Source organism: Ferdinandcohnia sp. SAFN-114, from assembly GCF_059415045.1.
The window spans coordinates 3,079-26,054 of sequence record NZ_JBPFDQ010000026.1 but is presented as its reverse complement, the minus strand read 5'-3'; the positions used below and the strand labels follow the sequence as shown (position 1 = coordinate 26,054).

The window sequence follows — 22,976 nt, the reverse complement described above, 5'->3', positions numbered from 1 at the left end:
CTCTTCCAATCCATTATTCAATGATTGCTAAACGACGTGTCTTCTCTGCAACTTCCTCTGGATTTACAGTAATTCTAGCTACACCTGTCTCCATTGCCGCCTTAGCCACACTTGCTGCAACAGCAGGTGCCACACGTGGGTCAAAAGGTGCAGGGATTACATAATCTGAACGTAGTTCTTCAGAGCTTACCAATGATGCAATTGCTTCTACAGCCGCAATCTTCATTTGTTCATTTATATGAGTTGCTCTTGCATCTAAAGCTCCTCTAAAAATTCCTGGAAATGCGAGAACATTGTTTACTTGGTTTGGAAAATCTGATCTTCCTGTACCAACAACTTTAGCACCCGCTTCTAATGCTTGATCCGGCATAATTTCAGGATTAGGATTCGCCATAGCAAATATAATTGGGTCCTGATTCATCGTCTTTACCATATCAGTTGTTAGTGCTCCTGCAACAGACACTCCAATAAAGACATCAGCATCCGCAAGGACATCTGCAAGAGTGCCTTCTAGACGGTTGCGATTTGTATATTTCGCTACTTCTGCTTTTACGTTATTCATTCCATAGGTACGCCCTTCATAAATAGCACCCCTAGAGTCACACATGATGATATCGCGGACTCCATAGCGATATAAAAGCTTAATAATTGCAATGCCTGCAGCACCTGCTCCATTTGCAACAACTTTTATTTCTGACATTTTCTTGCCCACCAGCTTTAATGCATTCACTAATCCCGCTACTGTAACAATTGCGGTTCCGTGTTGATCATCATGAAAAACTGGTATATTCGCTTCTTTCTTAAGACGCTCTTCTATCACAAAGCAATTCGGAGCTGCAATATCCTCTAGGTTGACTCCACCAAAAGTAGGCTCTAATAGTTTGACTGTTTCCACAATCTTGTCAACATCTGTTGTGTTTAAGCAAATTGGAAATGCATCTACTCCTGCAAAGCTCTTAAATAGCACAGCCTTTCCTTCCATTACAGGAAGAGAAGCTTCTGGACCTATGTTACCTAATCCAAGTACGGCAGTCCCATCAGATACTACCGCTACCATATTCCCCTTCATCGTGTATTCATACACTTTAGACTTATCGTCATAAATAGCTTTACATGGTTCAGCTACTCCCGGTGAATAAGCTAAACTTAAATCCTTCGCATTTCTTACTGGTATTTTTGACTTTGATTCAAGCTTACCCTTATGAATTTGATGAATATGTAGAGCTTCTTCTCTTAGAGTCATTTCCATATTTCACTCCTTGTTATAAAGACAACTTGGTAGTAGCAATTTTCCCACCAGTTGTTTGTCATATTAATTAGGTAGTTAAATCTTGTACAACATATTATGAATAAAGCTGGTAAAATAGAATTTTCTAATTAATCAAAAATAAGTGGTATGGCCACTTCGCTTTTCTATTACAATATAACATAATTGCTGGTCATGTAAAGTGGTTTATTAGTGAATCACCACATTTTGAGGTCCCATCAATTCTCTTAATTCGGATAAAAATTCTTGATTAGGAGTAACCCATAGTTCTTGTTGAAGCTGCATTGTTTTTTGCGTTTCTTCATAATACAAGACCACTGGGGTATCCCCAGGAAATTGCTTTAATAATTTTTTTAAGTGTACTAGTACTTGAGCTGCTTGAACCTTTTTTTCCATTCTGACAAAAAGTTTCTTTTCATCTTCCGGCATCTCGATTTTATCGGGTAAGGCCCCAACTTGATTAATAATCAGTTGTAGTTGATTATTTCGACTATCAAGCTTACCCTTTAGTAAAACTAAAACATCATTTTTTAAAAGCTTTGCCGACTGTGTGTAGGTTCTTGGAAATGCAACTCCTTCTAATTCACCACTTTCATCACTAACCGTCAAAAAGGCCATTACCTCGCCTTTTTTTGTACGAATCGTTCTTTCTTTTGTAATGAATCCACCTATCACAACATTTTGATGTAGATAATGTGAAGCTTCCGAAATCGAGATTGCTCCGTGCTTCTTTAGATAAGCCGAATAACTACTGATTGGATGACTTGATAAGTAGAAACCTAGTGCATCCTTTTCAAAGCGCAGTTTTTCCATTTCCTTAAAAGGTTCAACCTCTACATATTTAGGTTTAAGTCCAAAATCATCTTCAAAAAACATTTCGACTTGATTCTCATCATTTTTTGGTCGTACGAGTTCAGCATGTTCTATCGCAACATCCAAAGTTGCTAATAGAGTCGCTCGGTGTTCCCCGAATTCATCAAAGGCTCCTGAACAAATTAGCGCTTCTATTGTACGACGATTAATACTCCTCATCGATGTTCTGACACAGAAATCAAAGAGGTCTGAATAAGGCTTAACTTTTCTCGTCTCAATAATTTCCTTTAAGGCTGCAACCCCTACACTCTTAATTCCCGCCAAACTAAAACGGATTGCTTTTTTCTCTACATTAAAAGGATAATAGCTTTTATTAATAGATGGGGGCAAAATGGAAATCCCCATTTGTTTGGATTCTCGTATATATTGCCCAAGCTTGTCATCATTACCTACTACACTTGTAAGTAATGAAGCCATAAAATAGAGCGGATAGTTTGCTTTTAAATAGGCAAGCTGATAAGCAATCATACTGTAAGCAACAGCATGGCTTCGGTTAAACCCATAATTAGCAAACCGAACGATTAAGTCATAAATTTCGTTTGCTGTTTGTTCGGTGTATCCTTTTTTTAAACTACCTTGCACAAAATGTTGTCTTTCTTTATCTAGTACTTCTTTTTTCTTTTTACTTACGGCCCTTCTCAATAAATCAGCCTCTCCAAGACTAAAACCAGCCATTGTAGAAGCAATCTGCATAATTTGCTCTTGATACACAATCACGCCATATGTCTTCTCAAGTATGGGTTCAAGGTCTGGGTGCGGATATTGAACCGGTTCCTTTTTATGTTTCCTAGCAATATAGAGCGGAATATTTTCCATTGGGCCCGGCCGATATAGTGCGTTTACAGCAACAATATCCTCTAATTCGCTTGGCTTAAGCCTTACGAGAACACTGCGCATTCCACTTGACTCGAGTTGGAATACCCCCGTTGTATCTCCTTTACCTAACAATGCAAATGTTTTTTGATCATCCATTGCTATCTTAGAAAGATCCAATTTCTTTCCAGTTCCCCGTTGAATCAAGGAATGAATATTATCAATCAACGTTAAATTTCGTAGTCCTAGGAAGTCCATTTTTAAGAGGCCAATTTCTTCAAGCACTTCCATCGGAAATTGCGTTAAATAGATTTCATTATGTCCATCTTGAATGGCAATTAATTCAGTTAATGGCTGTTCACTAATCACAACACCAGCCGCATGTGTAGAAGTATGTCTAGGAAGACCTTCAATTTTTTTTGCTGTTTCAAAGATTTTCCGTCCAATTTCTATATTTTGAATATAGTCCCGTAATCCCTGTGATTCCTCGTATGCTTGCTGTAGGGTAATTCCGAGCTTACTGGGAACTTGTTTGGCAAGAAAATCTGCCTCCTTAGGAGAGATACCCATTACTCTTCCAACATCACGTAATGCAGCTCTTGCAGCTAAAGTTCCAAACGTGATAATTTGGGCAACATGAAGTCTGCCGTATTTTTTTGAAACATACTCAATCATTTCATCTCGTCGATTATCAGGAAAATCTATATCAATATCAGGCATAGAGATTCGTTCTGGGTTTAAAAATCGTTCAAATAATAATTGATGTTCGAGTGGATCAACGTCAGTGATATGCAAAACATATGCCACCAAAGAACCTGCAGCAGAACCCCTTCCTGGACCCGTCACTATTCCTTTCTCATGAGCATACTTCATAAAATCCCAAACAATTAAGAAATAATCACTAAAATTCATTTTTCGGATTACTTGAAGCTCATATTGAAGTCTTTCAAACTGTTCATCCGTAGGATCGTGATATCTTTCATGCAATCCTTTTAAACATATTCGTGATAAATAATCCTCTGCAGATTCTTGATTTGGTACTGGATATTTGGGTAATGCAAATTTCCCTAATTCTATATCCACATTACATCGCTCAGCAATCCGCAATGTATTTTCAAGAACCTCTGGAGTATCAGAAAAAAGCTCACTCATCTGTGATGGACTCTTTAAATAATATTCGTTGCTTGGAAAAACAACTCGATTTTCATCTGATAGTTTTGTATTGTTTTTAATCGACAATAAGCATTCATGAGCAAATGAATCTTCTTGATCTATGTATTGAACCTGGTTTGTAGCAACTAATGGGACTTTTAGTTCTGTTCCAATTTGGAATAGTTTATTATTGACCTGTACATTCTCTCGCAAGTTATGATTTTGAACGGCTAAGTAAAAACTATCCGGTTCAAAAATTTGTTTATAAGAATTTGCTCGTCGAATGGCTTCTTCATAATTTCCATCCTTAATACTTCGTTCAATGTCTCCTTCACGACCAGGAGAAATCCCAATGATTCCTTCTCGATATTGCGAAAGCCACCTTCTTGGGATTCCAACCTTTGACCTTGTCTGAATAGCACTGCTAATTTTTAATAGATTTTGATAACCTTTATTATTCTTTGCAAGTAATACAACCGGATAAGCCATTTCATGACCTTGTTCCTCTTCTGATAATACCGAAGCCGTCATGCCAATAATCGGCTTAATACCATGTTTCCTGCAATGCTTATAAAAGGCTATCGCCCCATACATTATGTTTTCATCGGTTAATGCCAATGCTTTAAACCCTAAGCTGCTAGCTTTTTCAACCAAGGCTTCAACTTTTGCAGCACTTGATAACAGGCTATACGCACTTTGAACCTGAAGATGAACAAAAGGCAATCAAATCACACCTTTTTCATATAATTAATTTCTTCGTCCCACCTATTTGATATTTCAATTATAGACCTATTTATGAAACAAGCAAAACAAAACTCATAGAATGGATTGTTTGTCCATATACATGTATTAAAAGCTTCCGCAACTACAATTATTTAAAAGAAGGTGTCCATATGGAAGTAAAAGAGGCGTTTATGCCTGCATTTATTCATAGTTTTTTTATTGCACTTGGGGTACTTTTAGGTGGTTCCCTTATTGGAGGTCTTGGAGCCTTCATTTCGGGTCAAGCGCCTTTATCTGAAATCTATTCGGTTGCCAGCAAGTTAAAGATTTGGGCACTTGTTGCTGCAATTGGTGGAACATTTGATGCTTTTTATAGTTTTGAAAGAGGAATATTTTTAGGTCAAACGAAAGATGTTTTTAAACAATTTCTGCTAATTGTTTCTGCTATGGGTGGAGCACAATTCGGATGGAGAATAATTGAATGGTTCACCCAGGAGCATATATCATAATGAGAGTCCCCCCTTATCATCAAAAACCAGGCTGGCAACGATTTTTCGCAGGTGTCGTAATCGGTGCCTTGATTAGCTGGTTTGTCTTTTTATTTCAATTTGGGATACTGCAAGATAAACAAATACAAAAAATATCAGAACAAGAGCTTGAAATTGCCGATTTAAAAAAAAGCAAAGAAATTTTAATTGAAGATGCAAAAAAGCTAAATGAAGAAAATAAAAGCAAGTTAAAAATCCAAGATTTTGAAATCGTGTTTGCGAACAGAAAAAAAGTAGAACTCAGTTCACTGGATCTCCACCATATGAAAACCGCTGTGTTGGAGGACCTTAACTCATTAATCGGACAGGATATTCAATCATTATCGAAAAACAAAGAACTTCTTTTTAGAACAATTGAAAATAGACTTTACGAAATGGATGATAAAACTTACAAACTCAAAATCCACACGGTTTTTGTCGATACAACACTTGAAATTTCATTAAATATCGAACTTGTTAAATGACAAAGCTTCCTTCCGGAGGCTTTTTTTGATTTAGGAAAAAGTGACTATTTTGTTACAAATATGTATTAATTTTTAGAAAATTTAAAAATAATGTAGCATTTTTAGGCAAAAATGCAATAAAATAAAAGAAAACACTTAAGGAGGGAATTTATGTATATTAACCGGAGAAAATTATTAAATGAAAAAATGGCTAGAATCAAAAAAGGGTATTCAGCTTATGCAGAATCCCCAGAAGTTGTAAATGCGTTAAAAAAAGAAATTCAAGCATTAGACCTCAATGTCCTTGAAGAAGTAACAGATCTAGGTTCATGGTTCATTCCCGTAAAAGTAGATAGCTGATAAAGTCGCACGCAAATGGAGCGACTTTATTTTTTTAGTTTACCTGATTGCATACCTTCCGTAGGTCAGAAATGACGTTTTCTACCTCTTGCCACGAGTAAATGGTGGCTCCTGATGCAAGTGGGTGCCCACCACCATTGTATTTTTTTGCTACCCCGTTTATCACAGGTCCCTTAGAACGCAGGCGAACACGGATTTGTTCTTTTTCCTCCACGAAAAACACCCATGCCTTAATATTTTCAATATTTCCTAAGTTACTAACCAATTGAGATGCTTCTGTAGGCGTTACTTTGTATTCTTTCAGGATCTCATTTGAAATTACCATAGACCCTACACCATCTTCGGTGACTTTGTAATTTTGAAGGACATAGCCACTTAGGCGTGCTACATTTTCCTTTGTTTTATATAAATTTTCGTAAACATCTGGAAAATGAAAACCAAATTCAATTAATTCTCCAACGTATGTAAATGTCTTTGGATTTGTACTAGGAAATAAGAATCTACCTGTGTCTCCTACAATTCCAGCAAAAAGAAGTCTCGCTGCATCCGTTGAAAGAGTTAATCCGTGATTCTTCCCTTGGAGGTAAAACTCATAGACCATCTCACTGCAAGAGCTGGCACTTGTATCCACCCATAAAAGGTCTCCATATGGATCTTCATTGGGATGATGGTCGATTTTAATTAATTTTTTCCCGCGATTATACCGCTCGTCTGAAATTCTGCCTTGGTTAGCTGTATCACAGACAATCACTAATGCTCCTTCATACATCTCATCTGAAACTTGGTCCATTTCCTTTAGAAAAAGTAAGGAGGGTTCATCCTCTCCAACAACAAAAACTTTTTTAGAAGGGTAGGATGCTTTTAGAATTTCTGCTAGACCACACTGTGAGCCATAGGCATCAGGGTCTGGTCGTACGTGGCGATGAATGATGATTGTCTCAAAATCACTAATTGTTTTAAGAATAGATTGAATCATTAGAGTTCTCCTTTTTCGCTTCTTTTCGTCACCAAGTTTCCACATTCTATTCACTAGCAATTTGAATTGGTTCTGGTTACAATAGGTATAGTAATCTAGAATTGGAGGAAACTTCTCATGCAAATTCTCGTTTTTCTAATCATATTTGCACTTGTATTTTATTTTTATTATAAAACAAAATACTTCCGCACAAGACGTCCAATTGAAAAACAATGGCTCTCAGCGAAATCTAGTATTGCCTTAGGACTTTTTGTTGCGCTATTTGGTTTAAATACGTATTTCGTTCATCCATCTACAATCTCATATGTAATTGGGACAGTCCTACTATTAGTTGGTGGTGGAAGCATTTGGGCAGGCATTCGTGCTTATAAGCATTATCTTCCATACGTACTTAAAGAAGCTGAACAACAAAGTTAATTAGACCGAGAAAAAGACGCGTAACAGCGTCTTTTATTGTTCCTGCTTATCCTTATCGTTCAATTAGCTGTGCCATCATCATAGCTTTTCCTACAACGACTCCGCCATGGAAAACTTCAACATCAACCTTACCAAATCTTCTTCCAACCTCTAGAACTCTTGGATGAATTTCCATTAGACTATCAATTTGAACGGGTCTCATAAAATAAACCGTCATATTCTCGATAACCAAATCTCCCTTTTTAAAGGATTTTAATACCCTACTTGCTGCCTCAGTGACAATCGTTGTAAATACCCCATAGGAAATAGTGCCCAAGTGGTTTGTCATTTGTGGAGTTACTTCACATTGATATATGGCTTCACCATCAGCAGAAATATCCACGAATTGATTTGTCACGATATCATCAATCGTTTCTCCTACTTGAGGTTGGCGACCAATCATTTGCATAGCCTTTAGTACGTCCTGACGACTAATAATCCCTTGCAAACGATTCGATTGGTCCACGACTGGCAGCATTTCAATACCTTCCCACACCATCATATGTGATACAGATGCAACCGATGTTTTTCCATTAACAGTCATTGGTTGTTTGGTCATCACCTTTTCAATGAGCGTATTCAGGTCCTGTCCCATAATATCCTTTGCTGTTACCATTCCAACAACCTTTGATTGATTATCAACAACAGGATAGCGACCATGACCAGTTTCGATATTATGTTCATACCATTTCTCTACCTTATCCGAGGTATGGAGGCTTACCGTCTCAGTTTTTGGCGTTAAGATATCCTCAACTAAGACAATTTCTTTTTTTATAAGTTGGTCATAGATAGCACGGTTGATCATAGTCGCAACCGTAAACGTATCATAACTACTCGAAATAATTGGAAGTTGGAGCTCGTCTGCAAGCTTTTTCACTTCATCTTCTGTGTCAAAACCACCTGTTATTAAAACAGCAGCTCCTGCATTTAAAGCATACTCATGTGCCTTTGTCCGGTTACCAACTATTAAAAGGTTTCCTGCACCTGTATAACGCATCATTGCTTCTAGTTTCATAGCACCGATAACAAATTTATTGAGTGTTTTATGCAGCCCTGCTTTTCCCCCAAGCACTTGTCCATCAACAATATTGACAACCTCAGCAAAAGTTAGCTTTTCGAAGTTTTCTTTCTTTTTTCGTTCAATACGAATGGTTCCGACACGTTCAATAGTACTCACGTATCCCTTATTTTCCGCATCTTTTATAGCTCGATAAGCCGTTCCTTCGCTCACTTTCATATCCTTTGCAATTTGTCGAACTGAAATTTTCTCACCAATCGGAAGTGTGTCAATATACTGTAAAATCTGCTCATGCTTTGTCGCCAAGCTCTTCACCCTCTAATAATCATTCTTTGTCTAGTCCGTTAAATTCTATCAAATGCGCCTTGGCGTATTTGCGCCCAGATTTTTTAGGCCCACACGAGGTGGGTCACAAAGACGTTGCCACAGGACGTGGCGTTCTTATTCGTCTTTGATCCTATGCTCGAAAAGTTTCCTTTGAAAATCTGTGGCATCCACCGGAGGCAGTAACTTTATTCAGCCAAAGTTTGTTCCCATACTGAATTTAGTTACTCTAACGGCATTCATTCTCACTAATAGAAGTAGAGAATTTCTGATGAATAAAGTTATATCTTATTATACGGGTGAAGCAAGGTTTATTCAATTTTATTAGTTATGGAGATATTAGTAATTCCGCATTCTTTGTCGACGTTTTGCAGAGACTGCTTGTGGACTTGTCGTTTTCTGAGCAGACTTCGGGTTATATAATAACCCAATTAAATTTCCACTAACTACAATCAAGGCAAAAACTAACCATGAAAGAGCGAATACTCCTTCTAATCCTTCCGCCCCGATTGATAGTCTAGGAACCCCGTAGTAAAGTAAGACACCACAGAGCAATAAACATAGTAACAATCTATTATGCATCCTTTTACCTCCTCTAGCCTATGCTTGTATCATTCTATGAAGCATGCATAAAAAAAAGACGTGATTCCTCACGCCTTTGTTCGATTTACAATTCAATTGTGTCACCTGCTGTTAAAACCTTGCCATCAGCAGATGTAAGTCTTGAGACAAAATCGTCCGCATCCTGCTTAATAACAGGGAAAGTATTATAGTGAATTGGCACGACAGTTTTTGCTTTTAACCACTCTGCTGCAATTAGCGCATCGTCTGGTCCCATCGTGAAATTATCTCCAATTGGTAGAAAGGCAACGTCAATCTCATTAAGCTCACCAATCAATTTCATATCATAGAATAGTGCGGTATCTCCTGCATGGTAGATTGTTTTTCCTTCAGCACTAAACAAGATACCACCTGGCATTCCTGTGTATACAAATTCCTGTTTTTCAGGAATTTCAACGCTTGAACCATGAAAGGCTAGGGTAAACTTTACCTTCCCAAAATCAAACTGATGGGCACCACCAATATGCATTGGATGTACATTCAAGCCTTGCCAGCCTAAATAGACTGCAAGTTCATTTGGCGCTACCACAAGACTCGAGTTGCGTTTAGCAAGGTCTACAGTGTCTCCGACATGATCTCCATGACCATGTGTAAGTAAAATGACATCCACCTTTTCCTCAGATGCTTTTAAATCTGTATTAGGATTTCCTGTGATAAATGGGTCAATGATGATCGTTTTTCCACCTGTTTCAATTTTTACAACAGAATGACCATGATAGGATACTTTCATATGTATCTCCCCTTCCATAATTCTATATCGGAACCTTACTATATAGTACTTCTTTTTAAAAGCTTACTTTCCTTCTTTTTTATACCCTTTTCCTTCGTAAAACAAACCCTGCTCCAAAAACGAATATGATAATAGGAAAAGGCTCACACCTTCCGCTTCATTCCACAAAGTGCTAAAATAAAAAATGTCCCTTATTATTAAAAAGGAAGTGTTATGAATGAATCAACGATTACAACAACTTTCTAGTTGGTTAACAGAAAAGGACATTACATGTAGTTTTATTACGTCTACTCCAAACGTATTTTATTTAACAAACTTTTATACCGAACCACACGAAAGACTCCTTGGTTTATTCGTTTTTCAACAGGAAGAGCCCATTTTAATTTGTCCAAATATGGAACTTGCCCAAGCACGTAATGCTGGCTGGGAATATGAAATCATTGGATATAGTGATACAGATAATCCATGGGAACTCATCCAAAATTCACTATCTAAACGAAACATTACTGTCTCTACATTAGCTCTTGAAAAAGAACATTTAACCGTTGATCGTTTTGAACAAATTCAAAAATTATTCCCATCCACATCTTTCGTTTCTGCTGAGGAAAAATTACATACTTTACGGATGATTAAAGAAGAGAAAGAGATTTCTATTCTAGAAGATGCAGCAAAGCTTGCGGATTATGGAGTAGAAGTGGGTGTACATGCAATTGCCCAAGGTAAATCAGAATTAGATGTTCTTGCCACAATTGAATTTGAATTGAAGAAAAAAGGAATCCGTCAAATGTCCTTTGATACAATGGTACTAACAGGTTTAAAAACCGCAGCTCCACATGGAAAACCTGGACTTGAAACCATTCAAAAAGGAGATTTTGTTCTTTTCGATTTAGGTGTTGTTCTTGATGGTTATTGCTCCGATATAACTAGAACAGTTGCATTTGGAGAGGTCTCTGACCAACAACGTGAGGTTTATGACACTGTGTTAAAAGCTCAATTAGCAGCGGTGGATATTTGTAAGCCAGGAACCAGAATTGGCGATATCGATCGTGCAGCTCGTACCATTATATCCAATGCTGGATTTGGTGAATATTTTACCCACCGAATTGGACACGGACTTGGAATTGATGTTCATGAATTTCCTTCTATGAATGAAACAAATGATATGCTCTTACAAAAGGGTATGGTATTTACAATTGAACCAGGAATCTATGCTCCAGAAATTGGCGGAGTTCGAATTGAAGATGATATGATTATCACCGCTGATGGAGCCCAAACACTTACAAAATTCCCTAAGGAACTACTCATAAAATAAATGAAAAAAGGACCCTGAGCGGTCCTTTTTGTACTTTATTAGTCGTGAGATTTCCTAATTCACTGCATTTTTTTCCTCCTCAAATTGTGAGCAGAGGTATTCAAACAGTTTATGGTTAAAATTATCCTGATTACGTAAATAATCAAATAAAATATCGTATTGCTCTTTATTATCCTGTAAACCATTTAGTACCTTGAAAAATAGTTCCTTTTGCTCTATCATGGTTGATGCAAATTCTTGGTCTTTTTCGTCATTTTTCTCAAAGTAATTAGCAATGGTTTCATTTATTATTTCATGATTTTTTAGAGAATCAATAATTTGGTCAAATTGCTTTTTCACTAGGTTAATATTTTCAGAGACTTTATTGTTAAATAGTTCTTGATTTTGTACAATTTTTTGGAGAATTTCAAGCTGTTCTTTATGATCCACTTGTTGCTTCGCAGTTGTCTCATTATATTTTTCCTGTTTCTTCATAAAGCCAATAAATACCTCCAATAAGTTTTTCTGTTCCGTTATTTTTTTAGAGAACTTTTCATCCTTCTCCATTTGATTTTGTTCAGATTTAAAAAACTGGCGTTGTAGTCCTTTTTGTTCTTCTGCTAAATGCTTGATTAGCCCTTCATTACTTTTAATGTACTCTTTGACGAGCCCATTATATTTTTCCTGCTGTTTAATATGTTCAGAAACAAAATTAGAATAATAAGTTTGTTGATTTGGATTATCTGGTGAGGAACTAGCTGGTCGATGAACAAATCGGGCTAACGATTCATTATAATAAACAGATGAACCCATTTTTCAGCACTCCCTTACTAGTTAGGTAGACGTTTGTCTTCATTCAGACTTTCTTTATCTTATTTTTATGCATAAAAAATGGTGACAATGATTAAGAACATAAAAGGGATACCTAAGGAAAGGTATCCCCAAAAAATTATCTGTTTTCTAAGAGTGTTTTTGCATCTGAGTAAGAAGTTCCATGTGCTTCTGCAACTGCCTTGTAGGTAACATATCCATCTAATGTATTAATCCCTTTAAACAACGCATCATTTTCTATACAAGCTTGTTTAAATCCTTTATTAGCAATTGACAATGCATATGGAACGGTTACATTTGTCAGTGCAAACGTTGATGTACGTGGTACAGCTCCAGGCATGTTCGCAACTGCATAGTGAACCACGTCATGTTTGACATATGTTGGATTATCATGGGTTGTTATTCGATCTGTCGTTTCAAAAATTCCGCCTTGGTCAATCGCGATATCTACGACCACAGAACCTGGTGTCATTGTTCTAATCATTTCTTCCGTTACTAGTTTTGGCGCCTTTGCCCCAGGAATGAGGACTGCACCGATTACAAGATCTGATTCCTCAACCGCTTCCGCTATGTTAAGTGGGTTTGACATTAGTGTAGTTACATCCGCACCGAAAATGTCATCAAGCTGGCGAAGTCGCTCAGGATTTAAATCAATAATTGTCACTTGGGCACCAAGACCAATTGCCATTTTAGCTGCATTCGTACCTGCAACTCCTCCACCAATAACCGTTACTTTACCACGATGAACGCCTGGAACACCAGCAAGTAAAATCCCTTTTCCGCCATGTGGCTTTTCTAAAAATTGCGCGCCTATCTGAGTTGCCATTCTTCCTGCAACTTCACTCATTGGGGTTAGTAATGGAAGTGAACGGTTTTGGAGCTGCACTGTTTCATATGCTATCCCAATTACTTTTTTCTCGACTAGAGCTTTCGTTAATTCAGGCTCTGCAGCTAAATGTAAATATGTAAATAAGAGTAAGCCTTCACGGAAATATTGATATTCCTCTGGAAGTGGCTCTTTTACCTTCATAACCATGTCCACTTGCCATGCCTCACTTGCAGTACTAACAATGGTAGCCCCTGCATTAACATATTGTTCATCCGTAAAACCAGATCCAAGCCCCGCATTTGTCTCAATATACACTTCATGACCGAAGCCTACAAGATTCACAACACCTGCCGGAGTCATTGCAACACGGTTTTCGTTATTTTTTATCTCCCGAGGTACACCAATTCGCATGAAAAACACTCCTCATCTCATTTTCAATAGATTAATTACTTGAACTAAAAATACGATTACAACAATGATGAAAACACTTACATAATAGTATTTTTCTTCCTAATAATCAAGGAAAAGTTCAAATATTATACAATTATGTATGATATTCAATGTTCTTGCCAGGACTATAATAAATGTAGAAAGATAATTTTATATTTTAGGGGGCTAAAAAATGCTAGTTACCTATAAAAAAGTTCTTGTAGCTGTTGATGGTTCAAAGGAAGCGGAATGGGCATTTAAGAAAGCAATCGATGTTTGCAAGCGGTATCATGCCACACTTAGTATTACTCATATAATTGATTTAAAACAGTTTGCGACGATAGGAGCTTATCAATACAATTTAACAGAACAATCAGAGCAATATGGAAAAGAATTACTTAATCAATATAAGGATATTGCAAGTGAAGCTGGTATTGATGACATCGAAACAATACTAGAATTCGGTTCACCTAAAATAAAAATCGCTAAAGAAATTGCACCAAAACATGATATCGATTTAATCATATGTGGTGCAACTGGGTTAAATGCTGTCGAGCGCTTCCTATTAGGCAGTGTATCTGAAAATATTACACGATATGCAAAATGTGATGTTATGGTTGTACGAACAGAGAAAGACCTTTAACTTAATCAGTTAGGTTTGTAACCCAACTGATTAAGTTAATGCCTCCGGCGGATGCCACGATTTTTCAAAGGAAATTTTTCGAGCAAGCTCGAAAAAAATCTGGCGCAAATACGCCAAGGCGCATTTGATCATTAAACAAACAAAAAAATCGTGAATCAATCACGATTTTTTTGTTTGTTTTATTTTCTCTAAAACCTTACGTACTTCTTCAAAGCCAGTACCGCCTGCACTCTTGCGGCGAGCAACAGCTGTTTCAGGCAGCAATACTTCATAAATATCATCTTCAAATAATAAAGAAGCTTCTTTCAACACATCAAGTGGTAAATCGCTTAAAAAGACACCACGTTTAATACAAATTAACACAAGCTTTCCTACCACTTCGTGTGCTTCCCTAAATGGTAGTCCCTTTGAGGCTAAATAATCAGCTAGTTCTGTCGCATTGGAGAAATCCTTTTTAACAGCTGTTGCCATTACTTCCTTTTTCACCTTCATTGTTGAAACCATTCCTGCAAAGATCTTCAAAGATCCTTTTACCGTCTTCACAGTATCAAACATGCCCTCTTTGTCCTCTTGCATATCTTTGTTATAAGCAAGTGGTGTTCCTTTGAGAACCGTTAATAAGCCAAACAGATTTCCATAAACTCTTCCTGTTTTACCACGAATAAGTTCAGCCATGTCCGGATTCTTCTTCTGTGGCATAATACTACTTCCCGTTGCAAAAGCATCATCCATCTCAATAAAGTTAAACTCCTGTGAGGACCATAAAATCAATTCTTCACAAAAACGTGATAGATGCATCATAACCATTGAACTATTGCTTAAAAATTCAATGATAAAATCACGGTCACTAACAGCATCAATACTATTCTCATAGATTTTTTCAAATCCTAAAAGCTCAGCACTGTAGTATCGGTCAATCGGAAACGTGGTACCCGCTAGAGCACCTGCCCCTAATGGGGATATATTGATTCGCTTTAGCGAGTCTGTTAAGCGTTCCTTATCACGCTCAAGCATCCAATAATAGGCTAATAGATGATGGGCAAATGAAATAGGCTGTGCTCTTTGTAGATGGGTATAACCAGGAGCAATTGTTTCTACATGTTGCTCCGCTTGTTCCACGATTGCATCTTGAAGCTCCTCGACAAGATGAATGATTTCGTCTACCTGTTGTCGCAAATATAAATGCATATCTGTTGCAACTTGGTCATTTCTGCTTCTTCCCGTATGAAGCTTTCCACCAACCTGTCCAATTTCATCAATTAGCATCTTCTCGATATTTAAATGAATATCTTCATTTGCAACAGAGAATTCTAATTCATCACTTTTGGCTTTTTCTAATAAGGTAAGTAGCCCCGACTTAATAGTAGTTGCTTCTTCCATAGAAACAATGCCGCATTTCCCCAGCATTGTCACATGTGCAATACTTCCTTCGATGTCTTCCTTCACCAGTTCCTGATCAAAGGAGATCGATGCACCGAATTCATCTACCCAGCTTTCCGCACTTTTTGTGAATCTTCCTCCCCAAAGCTTTTTCATACTTCAACCTTCTTACTGTTATTTACAATGCTGTTAACCTTTGTTGGTAAGCCCCATAATGAAATGAATCCAACTGCTGCATTATGATCGAACTCATCATCAGAAGTATAAGTTGCAAGTTTCTCATCGTACAATGAATTTTCAGATTTACGTCCTTCTACAATTGCATGACCTTTAAATAGTTTTACACGAACAGTTCCATTTACATTTTTTTGTGTTTCCTTTAAGAAACCAAGTAATGCATCCTTAAGTGGTGAGAACCAAAGCCCATTGTAAATTAATTCAGTAAGCTTTTGTTCGATGACTGGTTTGAAATGAGCGGCTTCTTTTACAAGTGTAAGGTCTTCAAGTTCTTTATGTGCTGTAATTAAAGTCATCGCACCAGGACATTCGTAAACTTCACGAGATTTAATACCTACAAGACGGTTTTCTACATGATCGATGCGGCCTACACCATGTTTTCCAGCGATTTGGTTTAATTCAAGAATTAATTCAGATAATGGGTACTGTTGACCATTAATCGACTTTGGAACACCTTGTTCAAAATCGATTTCGATGATGTCAGGTGTATTTGGTGTTTCTTCAAGAGCTGCTGTTAATTCATATGCATCCGCTGGAGGAGCAGCCCATGGATCTTCTAAAATACCACATTCATTACTACGTCCCCAAAGGTTTTGGTCAATAGAAAATGGGCTATCTAGATTGATTGGAATCGGAATATTATGCTTCTTCGCATACTCAATTTCTTCTTCACGAGACCAGCTCCACTCACGAACAGGTGCCAATACTTCAAGGTCAGGATTTAATGCCTTAATTGAGACTTCAAATCGAACTTGATCATTACCTTTCCCAGTACAACCGTGTGCAACGGCTACAGCATTTTCTTGTTCAGCTACTTCAACGAGTTTTTTCGCGATTAGCGGACGAGATAAAGCAGAAACTAACGGATATTTTCCTTCGTAAAGGGTATGTGCTTGTAATGCAGCAAGCGCAAACTCATTTGCAAATTCTTCCTTCGCATCAATTACGTATGAAGATACGGCTCCAACTGTAATAGCTTTCTCTTTAATAAAGGCAAGGTCTTTTCCTTCACCTACATCTAAACAGCAAGCAACGACTTCATATCCTTGCTCCTGTAACCATTTAACTGCAACGCTTGTATCTAGACCACCTGAATATGCTAAAACAACTTTCTTTTTGCTCATGTTGTATCTCCCTCTCGAATATTAATTCATCTGATTTTATATTTATACATTTATAATGTATTACTTTAGCAACTCTTTCTACTTTTTTCAATAGTAAACTGAGAAAAATAAAAAAATTCTTTTAAGATAGAATATAAATTAGTAGTATTGTAAAATGATAGCAAGACCTACGAGGGGTGGTAATAATGGATTTTTTTCATTTTAATGACCGACTTGGGATTCTTCTACCGTATTTAGAAAAAGAGTGGGAAGAATATACAGTGGAAACACAGCAGCTTATCTTGTTCCATTGGGAAAAAATCAGAGGACATATTCCTGATCGAATTGCAGAAATTGAAACCATTATTAACGAAAAACAAGAACAACTCGGCAATGAACTTGATTTTGTCCGTTCATGTGAACTAAACAACGAAATCTCCGATTGTGCGTCCATCATTAATGATTTATGGATATGGTATAGAATGAATCAAGGAATATCTAAAAAAATTCACCAATAAATAAATGCGAAAGGATCCTGTTTACCGGTGACAACCATAAGACGAGCCTAACCTTCAGAAGCGACTGGCTTATGACCTCGAGCAGACGGCTCCTCGAGTTAGACAATATAAAAGGTCTAATCCAATATGATTAGACCTTTTTGATATCCTTTTTTATTTCACTGACAACATGGCCAAGTTCCGGTAGGATTAATTTATTCATTGCAAGCTTTACAGCACCGGAAGAACCTGGTGTTGAAAAGATCGCTGTATCATTGCTAACACCGGCAATTGCTCTTGAAAGAATAGCCGCTGAGCCTATGTCCTCTGTATAACTTAACATTCGAAACAGTTCACCAAACCCGACAATTTCTTTATCTAATAATTTTGTGACCGTTTCAATTGTGACATCACGTTTAGCGATTCCAGTGCCCCCATTTGTTAAAATTACATCAATCTCTTCATGTTCACAGCCTTCACGTATCACTTTTTCGATAAAAGATTCCTCATCCTTTACAACCTCATATTGTAAGACTTTGAAATTATTTTCCTCTAGTAGCGAAATCATAAGCTTACCACTTTTGTCTGTTTCTTTCGTTCTTGTATCACTTATTGTAACCACTTTGCATCTGACTGAGGAGGGTGTAGCTTTTTTATGCTCTTGAACGCTCATTTCTTAATACTCCTTTTCCTTCAAAAAACGTAAACGGTAATAATTATGGGCATAATCGCTAACCTGTCTTGTTAGTTGATAATTCATTCCTGCCCCAATCGCCATGCTAACAAGAGGAATTCCTTGTATCATCCGCTTTCGTAGAATTGAAATGGCCACCGCTTTTACAATATGTTTTAATGGGAGTTCAAGCCAAGTTTCGTCGGTTAAGTCCTCTGATCCATTATAAAAGTATTGGTTCTGGTTAGACCCATCAGTTCCCTGGGTGAGTTCCTCCCAGCCCTGGAAGCGCATGCGCTTTGGCAGCGTAGCAGCATGAAACACTTTTAAAGATGTCATCATTTCATATGGTGTATTTACTTCATAACCATATGTCATCGCAATGAGTTGAACAATACGAAGATTAAGGACCGTTATCCCAGGTATATCCGTTCCAAGTAGGAGAAGTCCCCCTGTACCAGATAGGCCCCCTTGTGCAAAAGAATAAAGGCGATGCTTCGCAATCTGGTTTTCGGTTAAATATATAAGCTGATCTATAGTTAATTCTTTTAAATCAGATATTTCTTCAATATCCTGATTAAAAACACGTGCCGAACGAATAAGACGCTCCCTTGCATCCACTTGAATTTGTGTTCCTTGAAGTATGGCATGTAAATGGAATAGCCAATTATCTAATTTTGAAAAGAACTCCGTTCGTACATTCTCAGGGATAAGGCTTAACGAGTTTTCCAGCCATTTGTCATACGTCATTTCAAAATCGGTTTGCTCATGTTGCATTTGATCCGACCATTTTTCAATCTCGGTTAAAATTTGTATTTCTCGTTCGGTAAGACCCATAATCATCCTCCGTTTCCAGCATTCACTATGTGTATTATACCACCACAAAGAAAAAACCGAAAACCATTAGGAGGAGAATCAACCGTTAGAAAAAGGAAAAAGACAAACCCACTAAGAGTTTGTCCTTCAAATCCTTTATTTTGTTAAACGCATAACATCACGAGCAATCATGACTTCTTCATTCGTAGGAATAACGATAACCTTCACAGGTGAATGTGGATAGCTAATGAAAGTCTCCTTACCTCTTACTTTATTTAAAACTGGATCCCAATATACACCCATGAATTCAAGTCCTGTTAATACCCTTGCACGGATGGTATCACTGTTTTCACCAATACCCGCTGTAAAGATAATTGCATCAACACCATGCATACGTGCTGCATATGATCCAATGTATTTATGAATTCTGCTTGCAAATACTTCAAGAGCTAATTCAGCACGGTTATTTCCTTCAGTTGCTTCTAACTCAATATCACGTAAGTCACTTGAAAATCCAGAAACGCCAAGCATTCCACTTTCTTTATTTAAAACATCTAAAACCTCATCTGCAGTTTTACCTGTTTTCTCCATGATAAATGGAATTAATGCCGGGTCAATATTTCCGGAACGTGTCCCCATTGTTACACCAGCAAGCGGTGTAAAGCCCATAGATGTATCAATTGATTTTCCACCTTCAATTGCAGCAATACTTGCACCATTACCAAGATGGCAAGACAATATACGAAGCTGTTCTACAGGTCTTTCTAAAATTTCAGCTGCACGTTGTGAAACGTATTTATGAGATGTTCCGTGGAAACCATATTTTCGAATTCCATAGTCTTTATAGTAATCATAAGGAAGGCTGTATAAAAATGATTTCTCAGGCATTGTTTGATGAAATGCTGTATCAAATACGGCTACCGCTGGAACATTTGGTAATACTTCTTTAAATGCCTTAATTCCTGTTAAATTAGCTGGGTTATGCAATGGAGCTAATTCTGATAGCTTGTCTATTTCATCAATAACCTCATTCGTAATCACGGCTGAATCTGCAAAAGTTTCTCCTCCATGAACAACCCGGTGACCGATCCCGTCGATTTCATCCAACGATTGAATAATCCCTAATTCTGTCAATTTATCAAGGAGTATTTTTACAGCAACAGCATGGTCAGGAATTTCTGTTTCAGTTGTTTGTTTTTCATCATTAACTGAGATTGTGAAAATTCCCTTCTCAAGTCCAATCCGTTCGAAGATCCCCTTTGTAATAACCTCTTCACTCGGCATTTCAAATAGTTGAAATTTAAGTGACGAGCTTCCTGCATTTATGGCAATGATTTTCGACATTATGTCCGCTCCTTTGTTTAAATCTATACATGTATGTAAATTTTTACTCTACATTATTCTATGCAAAACGACATTGTTTCATAGATACCATTTTCATTTAAACATCGGTACCAAAACATTTCAAGGAGAGTTCTTAATTGGTACCGTTTTCGCCATAAAGTTCTTTAATTCAGATAATAGAAAACGCTACAATTCAAAAAAAGACCCCATTAGTGGGGTCTCCGTGCTCAAACATTTATAGTTTAATTTCGTGTTTCTCTTGTTTAAACCAATCATCAATTTGTTTAATGATACCTGCCATTGCCGTTCGATTTGAAAACTTCGGTAAATTGACAAGTAACGCTTGCTTTGGTGCCTTTACTTCTGGCCCCTTTTTCTGAATGACAAAGATGCTTTTAGCAGCATTTTCATTTTTAAATAAGGATAAAGGTAACTGAATCATCCCTTGTATAACGGATTTCTCTTTGAGGAATGCATTTAATTCCTTAGCATATTCGCTTGTAAATAAATGATTAGGAACTAAGAAAAATAAATAGCCACCCTCTTTCGTATATTTAAGACTTTGCTCGATGAACAGATGATGGGCATACGAATGACCTTCTTTAGCATGCAGCTCAAAGTTAGCCGCTCCAATATCATTCGGATAATAACCGACAGGTAAATCACAAACAATCACATCAACTGGGTCTATGTATAATGGCTGTAGACTATCTTGATTATAAAACTGAATGGAGTGCTGTTGCAGGTTTGCACTTACATATGCCACTTTAACCAAGAGATCATCAACATCGATAGCTGAGGCTTCAATTTCTTTTGATTGATTTTGATTAAGTACGGTTGTGAGTAAGTTTCCTGTACCTACTGCCGGATCAAAGATACTAAATCCCTTCCAGCCTTCTGTAAATTTTGAAACAAGGTATCCAACAAAAATAGAAACAGCATCTGGAGTCATTTCATGGTTTGGTTGGGTCGCCTCTTTCATCCCTTTTAAAGCAGCAAGCTGATAGGCTTTGCGAATTTCTTCAGCAGAATATTGTTTTAGGTTTACCTGGCTGTATTCTTTCTCAATACGCTTTTTTGATATTTCACTTACCTCCTCCTGAAGAATCGTGTTTTGGAAGAGGTTTTCGCCTGTTTCTGCAACTGCCTCAAGATAAGTACATGATAATTCTTCGACCAAGATCATTGATGTGTTATCGATAACGGTAAATAGTTTTTCAACTGCGGATAATTGTGCCATTGTTTTACTCCTTTTTTCGAACTCTCGACATATCACTCTATTTTAAAAGAAATCGTGGTGTAGTTCAACAAAGTTAAAAAAAGAACCCCAAACATGATTGGGATCCTCTTCGTTTTAATCTATTAGTTAGCTGCTTTTGCTGCTTCTAGGGCTGCTTCGTAGTTTGGATGGTTTGTTGCTTCACTAACGTACTCCACATATGTTACAGTATCGTTGCTATCAACAACAAATACTGCGCGAGCCAATAAGCGTAGTTCTTGAATTGCTACACCATAAGCTTCTCCGAAAGAAAGATCACGGTGGTCGGAAAGAGTTTGAACATTTTCAATACCGTTTGCACCACACCAACGTTTTTGTGCAAATGGCAAATCAACACTGACTGTTAAGATTTTAACATTATTTAGACCGGCTGCTTCTTCGTTAAAACGACGAGTTTGTGCATCACATACACCTGTATCAAGTGATGGTACAACGCTAATTAAACGAACAGATCCTTTTGAGTCTGCAAGTGATACTGGTGATAAATCGTTTGCTAATACAGTAAAATCAGGAGCCTTGTCCCCAACTTTTACTTCATTCCCCAATAAAGTGACTGGATTGTTTTTAAATGTGATATTTGCCATTTTACCAAAATCCTCCTTAAATTTTTATGTACAGTGTAAATCATATCTTTTATCTCCCACAATTGCAATTATTTGGTTTTATATTTGTTAAGTAAATCCTTGTGTTTAGTCAGTTTTTTATATCGGTTCTAGCAGGAAGTGAGTATAGAGGTTTTGAGGTATTAGGTTCCTTTTTCTTAGTGTAGGTGGGCTCAGTAGAGTAGAGTTTTGGGGACTGAATTTGAGGATAGGCGAAAAAGTTTGATACGCACTTAATTAGTTTGGCTGAGAAGGGAAAGGCGTTCAGAATCTTGGGCAGAATCCTCTTCATAGGCTGAATGAAGAGGAAATGCATTCAGTTTCTTGCACGGAATCCTCTTCATAAGGCGGATGAAGAGGATATGTAGGATGATTATTGAGTTGAATCCTCTTCATAAGCTGAATGAAGGGGATATGCAGGATGACTTTTGGACGGAATCCTCTTCATGAGCACGATGAAGGGGATATGCAGGATGATTTTTGGACGGAATCCTCTTCATAAGCTGAATGAAGGGGATATGCCGGATGATTCTTGAGTTGAATCCTCTTCATTAGCTGAATGAAGGGGATATGCCGGATGATTCTTGAGTTGAATCCTCTTCATAAGGCGGATGAAGAGGATATGTAGGATGATTATTGAATTGAATCCTCTTCATAAGCTGAATGAAGGGGATATGCAGGATGACTTTTGGACGGAATCCTCTTCATGAGCACGATG

22 protein-coding genes are annotated in these 22,976 nt (G+C 37.4%); 7 read left to right on the top strand and 15 right to left on the bottom strand.

Annotated features, from left to right (window positions below; all coding sequences use genetic code 11):
• Window positions 1-13: 13 nt before the first annotated feature.
• A complete protein-coding gene (gene ystJ, locus ACR65M_RS10420; protein WP_440273290.1) occupies window positions 14-1,243 on the bottom strand; it encodes an NADP-dependent malic enzyme in 1,230 nt (409 codons plus the stop codon).
• Between the two features lie 213 nt (window positions 1,244-1,456).
• Entirely contained in the window at window positions 1,457-4,828 is a 3,372-nt protein-coding gene (locus ACR65M_RS10415) for a DNA polymerase III subunit alpha (RefSeq protein ID WP_440273277.1), read from the bottom strand.
• 170 nt (window positions 4,829-4,998) lie between these two features.
• Here ACR65M_RS10415 and ytrH point away from each other — a divergent pair, with 170 nt between their 5' ends.
• The 3 genes from ytrH to ACR65M_RS10400 all read left to right on the top strand — a co-directional run bounded on the left by ytrH (window position 4,999) and on the right by ACR65M_RS10400 (window position 6,179).
• Window positions 4,999-5,337 carry a sporulation membrane protein YtrH gene (gene ytrH / locus ACR65M_RS10410; protein WP_099362160.1) on the top strand — a complete coding sequence of 113 codons (339 nt, stop codon included), beginning with the start codon at window positions 4,999-5,001 and terminating at the stop codon, window positions 5,335-5,337.
• A complete protein-coding gene (gene ytrI, locus ACR65M_RS10405; RefSeq protein WP_341330652.1) occupies window positions 5,310-5,840 on the top strand; it encodes a sporulation membrane protein YtrI in 531 nt (176 codons plus the stop codon). Before ytrH ends, ytrI begins: the two co-directional genes overlap by 28 nt.
• A 150-nt stretch (window positions 5,841-5,990) precedes the next feature.
• A complete protein-coding gene (locus tag ACR65M_RS10400; protein ID WP_121447429.1) occupies window positions 5,991-6,179 on the top strand; it encodes a YtzJ family protein in 189 nt (62 codons plus the stop codon).
• A 34-nt stretch (window positions 6,180-6,213) separates the two neighbouring features.
• Here ACR65M_RS10400 and ACR65M_RS10395 read toward each other — a convergent pair whose 3' ends face one another.
• A complete protein-coding gene (locus ACR65M_RS10395; protein ID WP_440273276.1) occupies window positions 6,214-7,155 on the bottom strand; it encodes a DHH family phosphoesterase in 942 nt (313 codons plus the stop codon).
• 117 nt (window positions 7,156-7,272) lie between these two features.
• On the opposite strand from ACR65M_RS10395, the gene ACR65M_RS10390 reads away from it, so the two are divergent.
• Window positions 7,273-7,572 carry a YtpI family protein gene (locus ACR65M_RS10390; RefSeq protein ID WP_341330650.1) on the top strand — a complete coding sequence of 100 codons (300 nt, stop codon included), beginning with the start codon at window positions 7,273-7,275 and terminating at the stop codon, window positions 7,570-7,572.
• Between the two features lie 52 nt (window positions 7,573-7,624).
• On the opposite strand, the gene ACR65M_RS10385 is transcribed toward ACR65M_RS10390, so the two are convergent.
• From ACR65M_RS10385 to ACR65M_RS10375, 3 genes are all read right to left on the bottom strand, one after another.
• Entirely contained in the window at window positions 7,625-8,935 is a 1,311-nt protein-coding gene (locus ACR65M_RS10385) for a DRTGG domain-containing protein (protein ID WP_121447426.1), read from the bottom strand.
• Between the two features lie 357 nt (window positions 8,936-9,292).
• Window positions 9,293-9,535 (bottom strand): hypothetical protein, encoded by a 243-nt coding sequence (locus ACR65M_RS10380; protein ID WP_440273275.1) that lies wholly within the window; start codon window positions 9,533-9,535, stop codon window positions 9,293-9,295.
• Window positions 9,536-9,620: 85 nt separating this feature from the next.
• A complete protein-coding gene (locus ACR65M_RS10375) occupies window positions 9,621-10,304 on the bottom strand; it encodes a metal-dependent hydrolase (protein WP_440273274.1) in 684 nt (227 codons plus the stop codon).
• A 217-nt stretch (window positions 10,305-10,521) separates the two neighbouring features.
• Between ACR65M_RS10375 and ACR65M_RS10370 the strand changes: the two genes are divergently transcribed.
• A complete protein-coding gene (locus tag ACR65M_RS10370) occupies window positions 10,522-11,616 on the top strand; it encodes a M24 family metallopeptidase (RefSeq protein ID WP_440273273.1) in 1,095 nt (364 codons plus the stop codon).
• Window positions 11,617-11,670: 54 nt separating this feature from the next.
• Here ACR65M_RS10370 and ACR65M_RS10365 read toward each other — a convergent pair whose 3' ends face one another.
• Both ACR65M_RS10365 and ald read right to left on the bottom strand, forming a co-directional pair.
• Window positions 11,671-12,408: a hypothetical protein gene (locus tag ACR65M_RS10365; RefSeq protein WP_440273272.1), complete on the bottom strand. Its 738-nt coding sequence runs from the start codon at window positions 12,406-12,408 to the stop codon at window positions 11,671-11,673.
• A gap of 136 nt (window positions 12,409-12,544) precedes the next feature.
• A complete protein-coding gene (gene ald, locus ACR65M_RS10360; RefSeq protein WP_341330645.1) occupies window positions 12,545-13,666 on the bottom strand; it encodes an alanine dehydrogenase in 1,122 nt (373 codons plus the stop codon).
• Window positions 13,667-13,877: 211 nt separating this feature from the next.
• Between ald and ACR65M_RS10355 the strand changes: the two genes are divergently transcribed.
• Window positions 13,878-14,327, top strand: a complete 450-nt coding sequence (locus ACR65M_RS10355; protein ID WP_341330644.1) for a universal stress protein — start codon at window positions 13,878-13,880, stop codon at window positions 14,325-14,327.
• 159 nt (window positions 14,328-14,486) lie between these two features.
• On the opposite strand, the gene argH is transcribed toward ACR65M_RS10355, so the two are convergent.
• Both argH and ACR65M_RS10345 read right to left on the bottom strand, forming a co-directional pair.
• Window positions 14,487-15,863 carry an argininosuccinate lyase gene (gene argH, locus ACR65M_RS10350; protein ID WP_440273271.1) on the bottom strand — a complete coding sequence of 459 codons (1,377 nt, stop codon included), beginning with the start codon at window positions 15,861-15,863 and terminating at the stop codon, window positions 14,487-14,489.
• Complete coding sequence (locus ACR65M_RS10345; RefSeq protein WP_440273270.1) at window positions 15,860-17,068, bottom strand: argininosuccinate synthase; 1,209 nt, start codon at window positions 17,066-17,068, stop codon at window positions 15,860-15,862. Before ACR65M_RS10345 ends, argH begins: the two co-directional genes overlap by 4 nt.
• A 185-nt stretch (window positions 17,069-17,253) precedes the next feature.
• Between ACR65M_RS10345 and ACR65M_RS10340 the strand changes: the two genes are divergently transcribed.
• A complete protein-coding gene (locus tag ACR65M_RS10340) occupies window positions 17,254-17,565 on the top strand; it encodes a hypothetical protein (protein ID WP_440273269.1) in 312 nt (103 codons plus the stop codon).
• Window positions 17,566-17,695: 130 nt separating this feature from the next.
• On the opposite strand, the gene ACR65M_RS10335 is transcribed toward ACR65M_RS10340, so the two are convergent.
• The 5 genes from ACR65M_RS10335 to tpx form a co-directional block, all read right to left on the bottom strand.
• Window positions 17,696-18,217, bottom strand: coding sequence for a MogA/MoaB family molybdenum cofactor biosynthesis protein (locus ACR65M_RS10335; protein ID WP_341330641.1), 522 nt, complete (start codon window positions 18,215-18,217; stop codon window positions 17,696-17,698).
• 3 nt (window positions 18,218-18,220) lie between these two features.
• Window positions 18,221-19,054: an EcsC family protein gene (locus ACR65M_RS10330; protein ID WP_341330640.1), complete on the bottom strand. Its 834-nt coding sequence runs from the start codon at window positions 19,052-19,054 to the stop codon at window positions 18,221-18,223.
• 135 nt (window positions 19,055-19,189) lie between these two features.
• Entirely contained in the window at window positions 19,190-20,377 is a 1,188-nt protein-coding gene (locus ACR65M_RS10325) for an acetate kinase (RefSeq protein ID WP_341330639.1), read from the bottom strand.
• A 235-nt stretch (window positions 20,378-20,612) separates the two neighbouring features.
• A complete protein-coding gene (locus tag ACR65M_RS10320; protein ID WP_440273268.1) occupies window positions 20,613-21,617 on the bottom strand; it encodes a class I SAM-dependent methyltransferase in 1,005 nt (334 codons plus the stop codon).
• 122 nt (window positions 21,618-21,739) lie between these two features.
• Window positions 21,740-22,240, bottom strand: a complete 501-nt coding sequence (gene tpx / locus ACR65M_RS10315) for a thiol peroxidase (RefSeq protein ID WP_341330637.1) — start codon at window positions 22,238-22,240, stop codon at window positions 21,740-21,742.
• Window positions 22,241-22,976 lie beyond the last annotated feature (736 nt).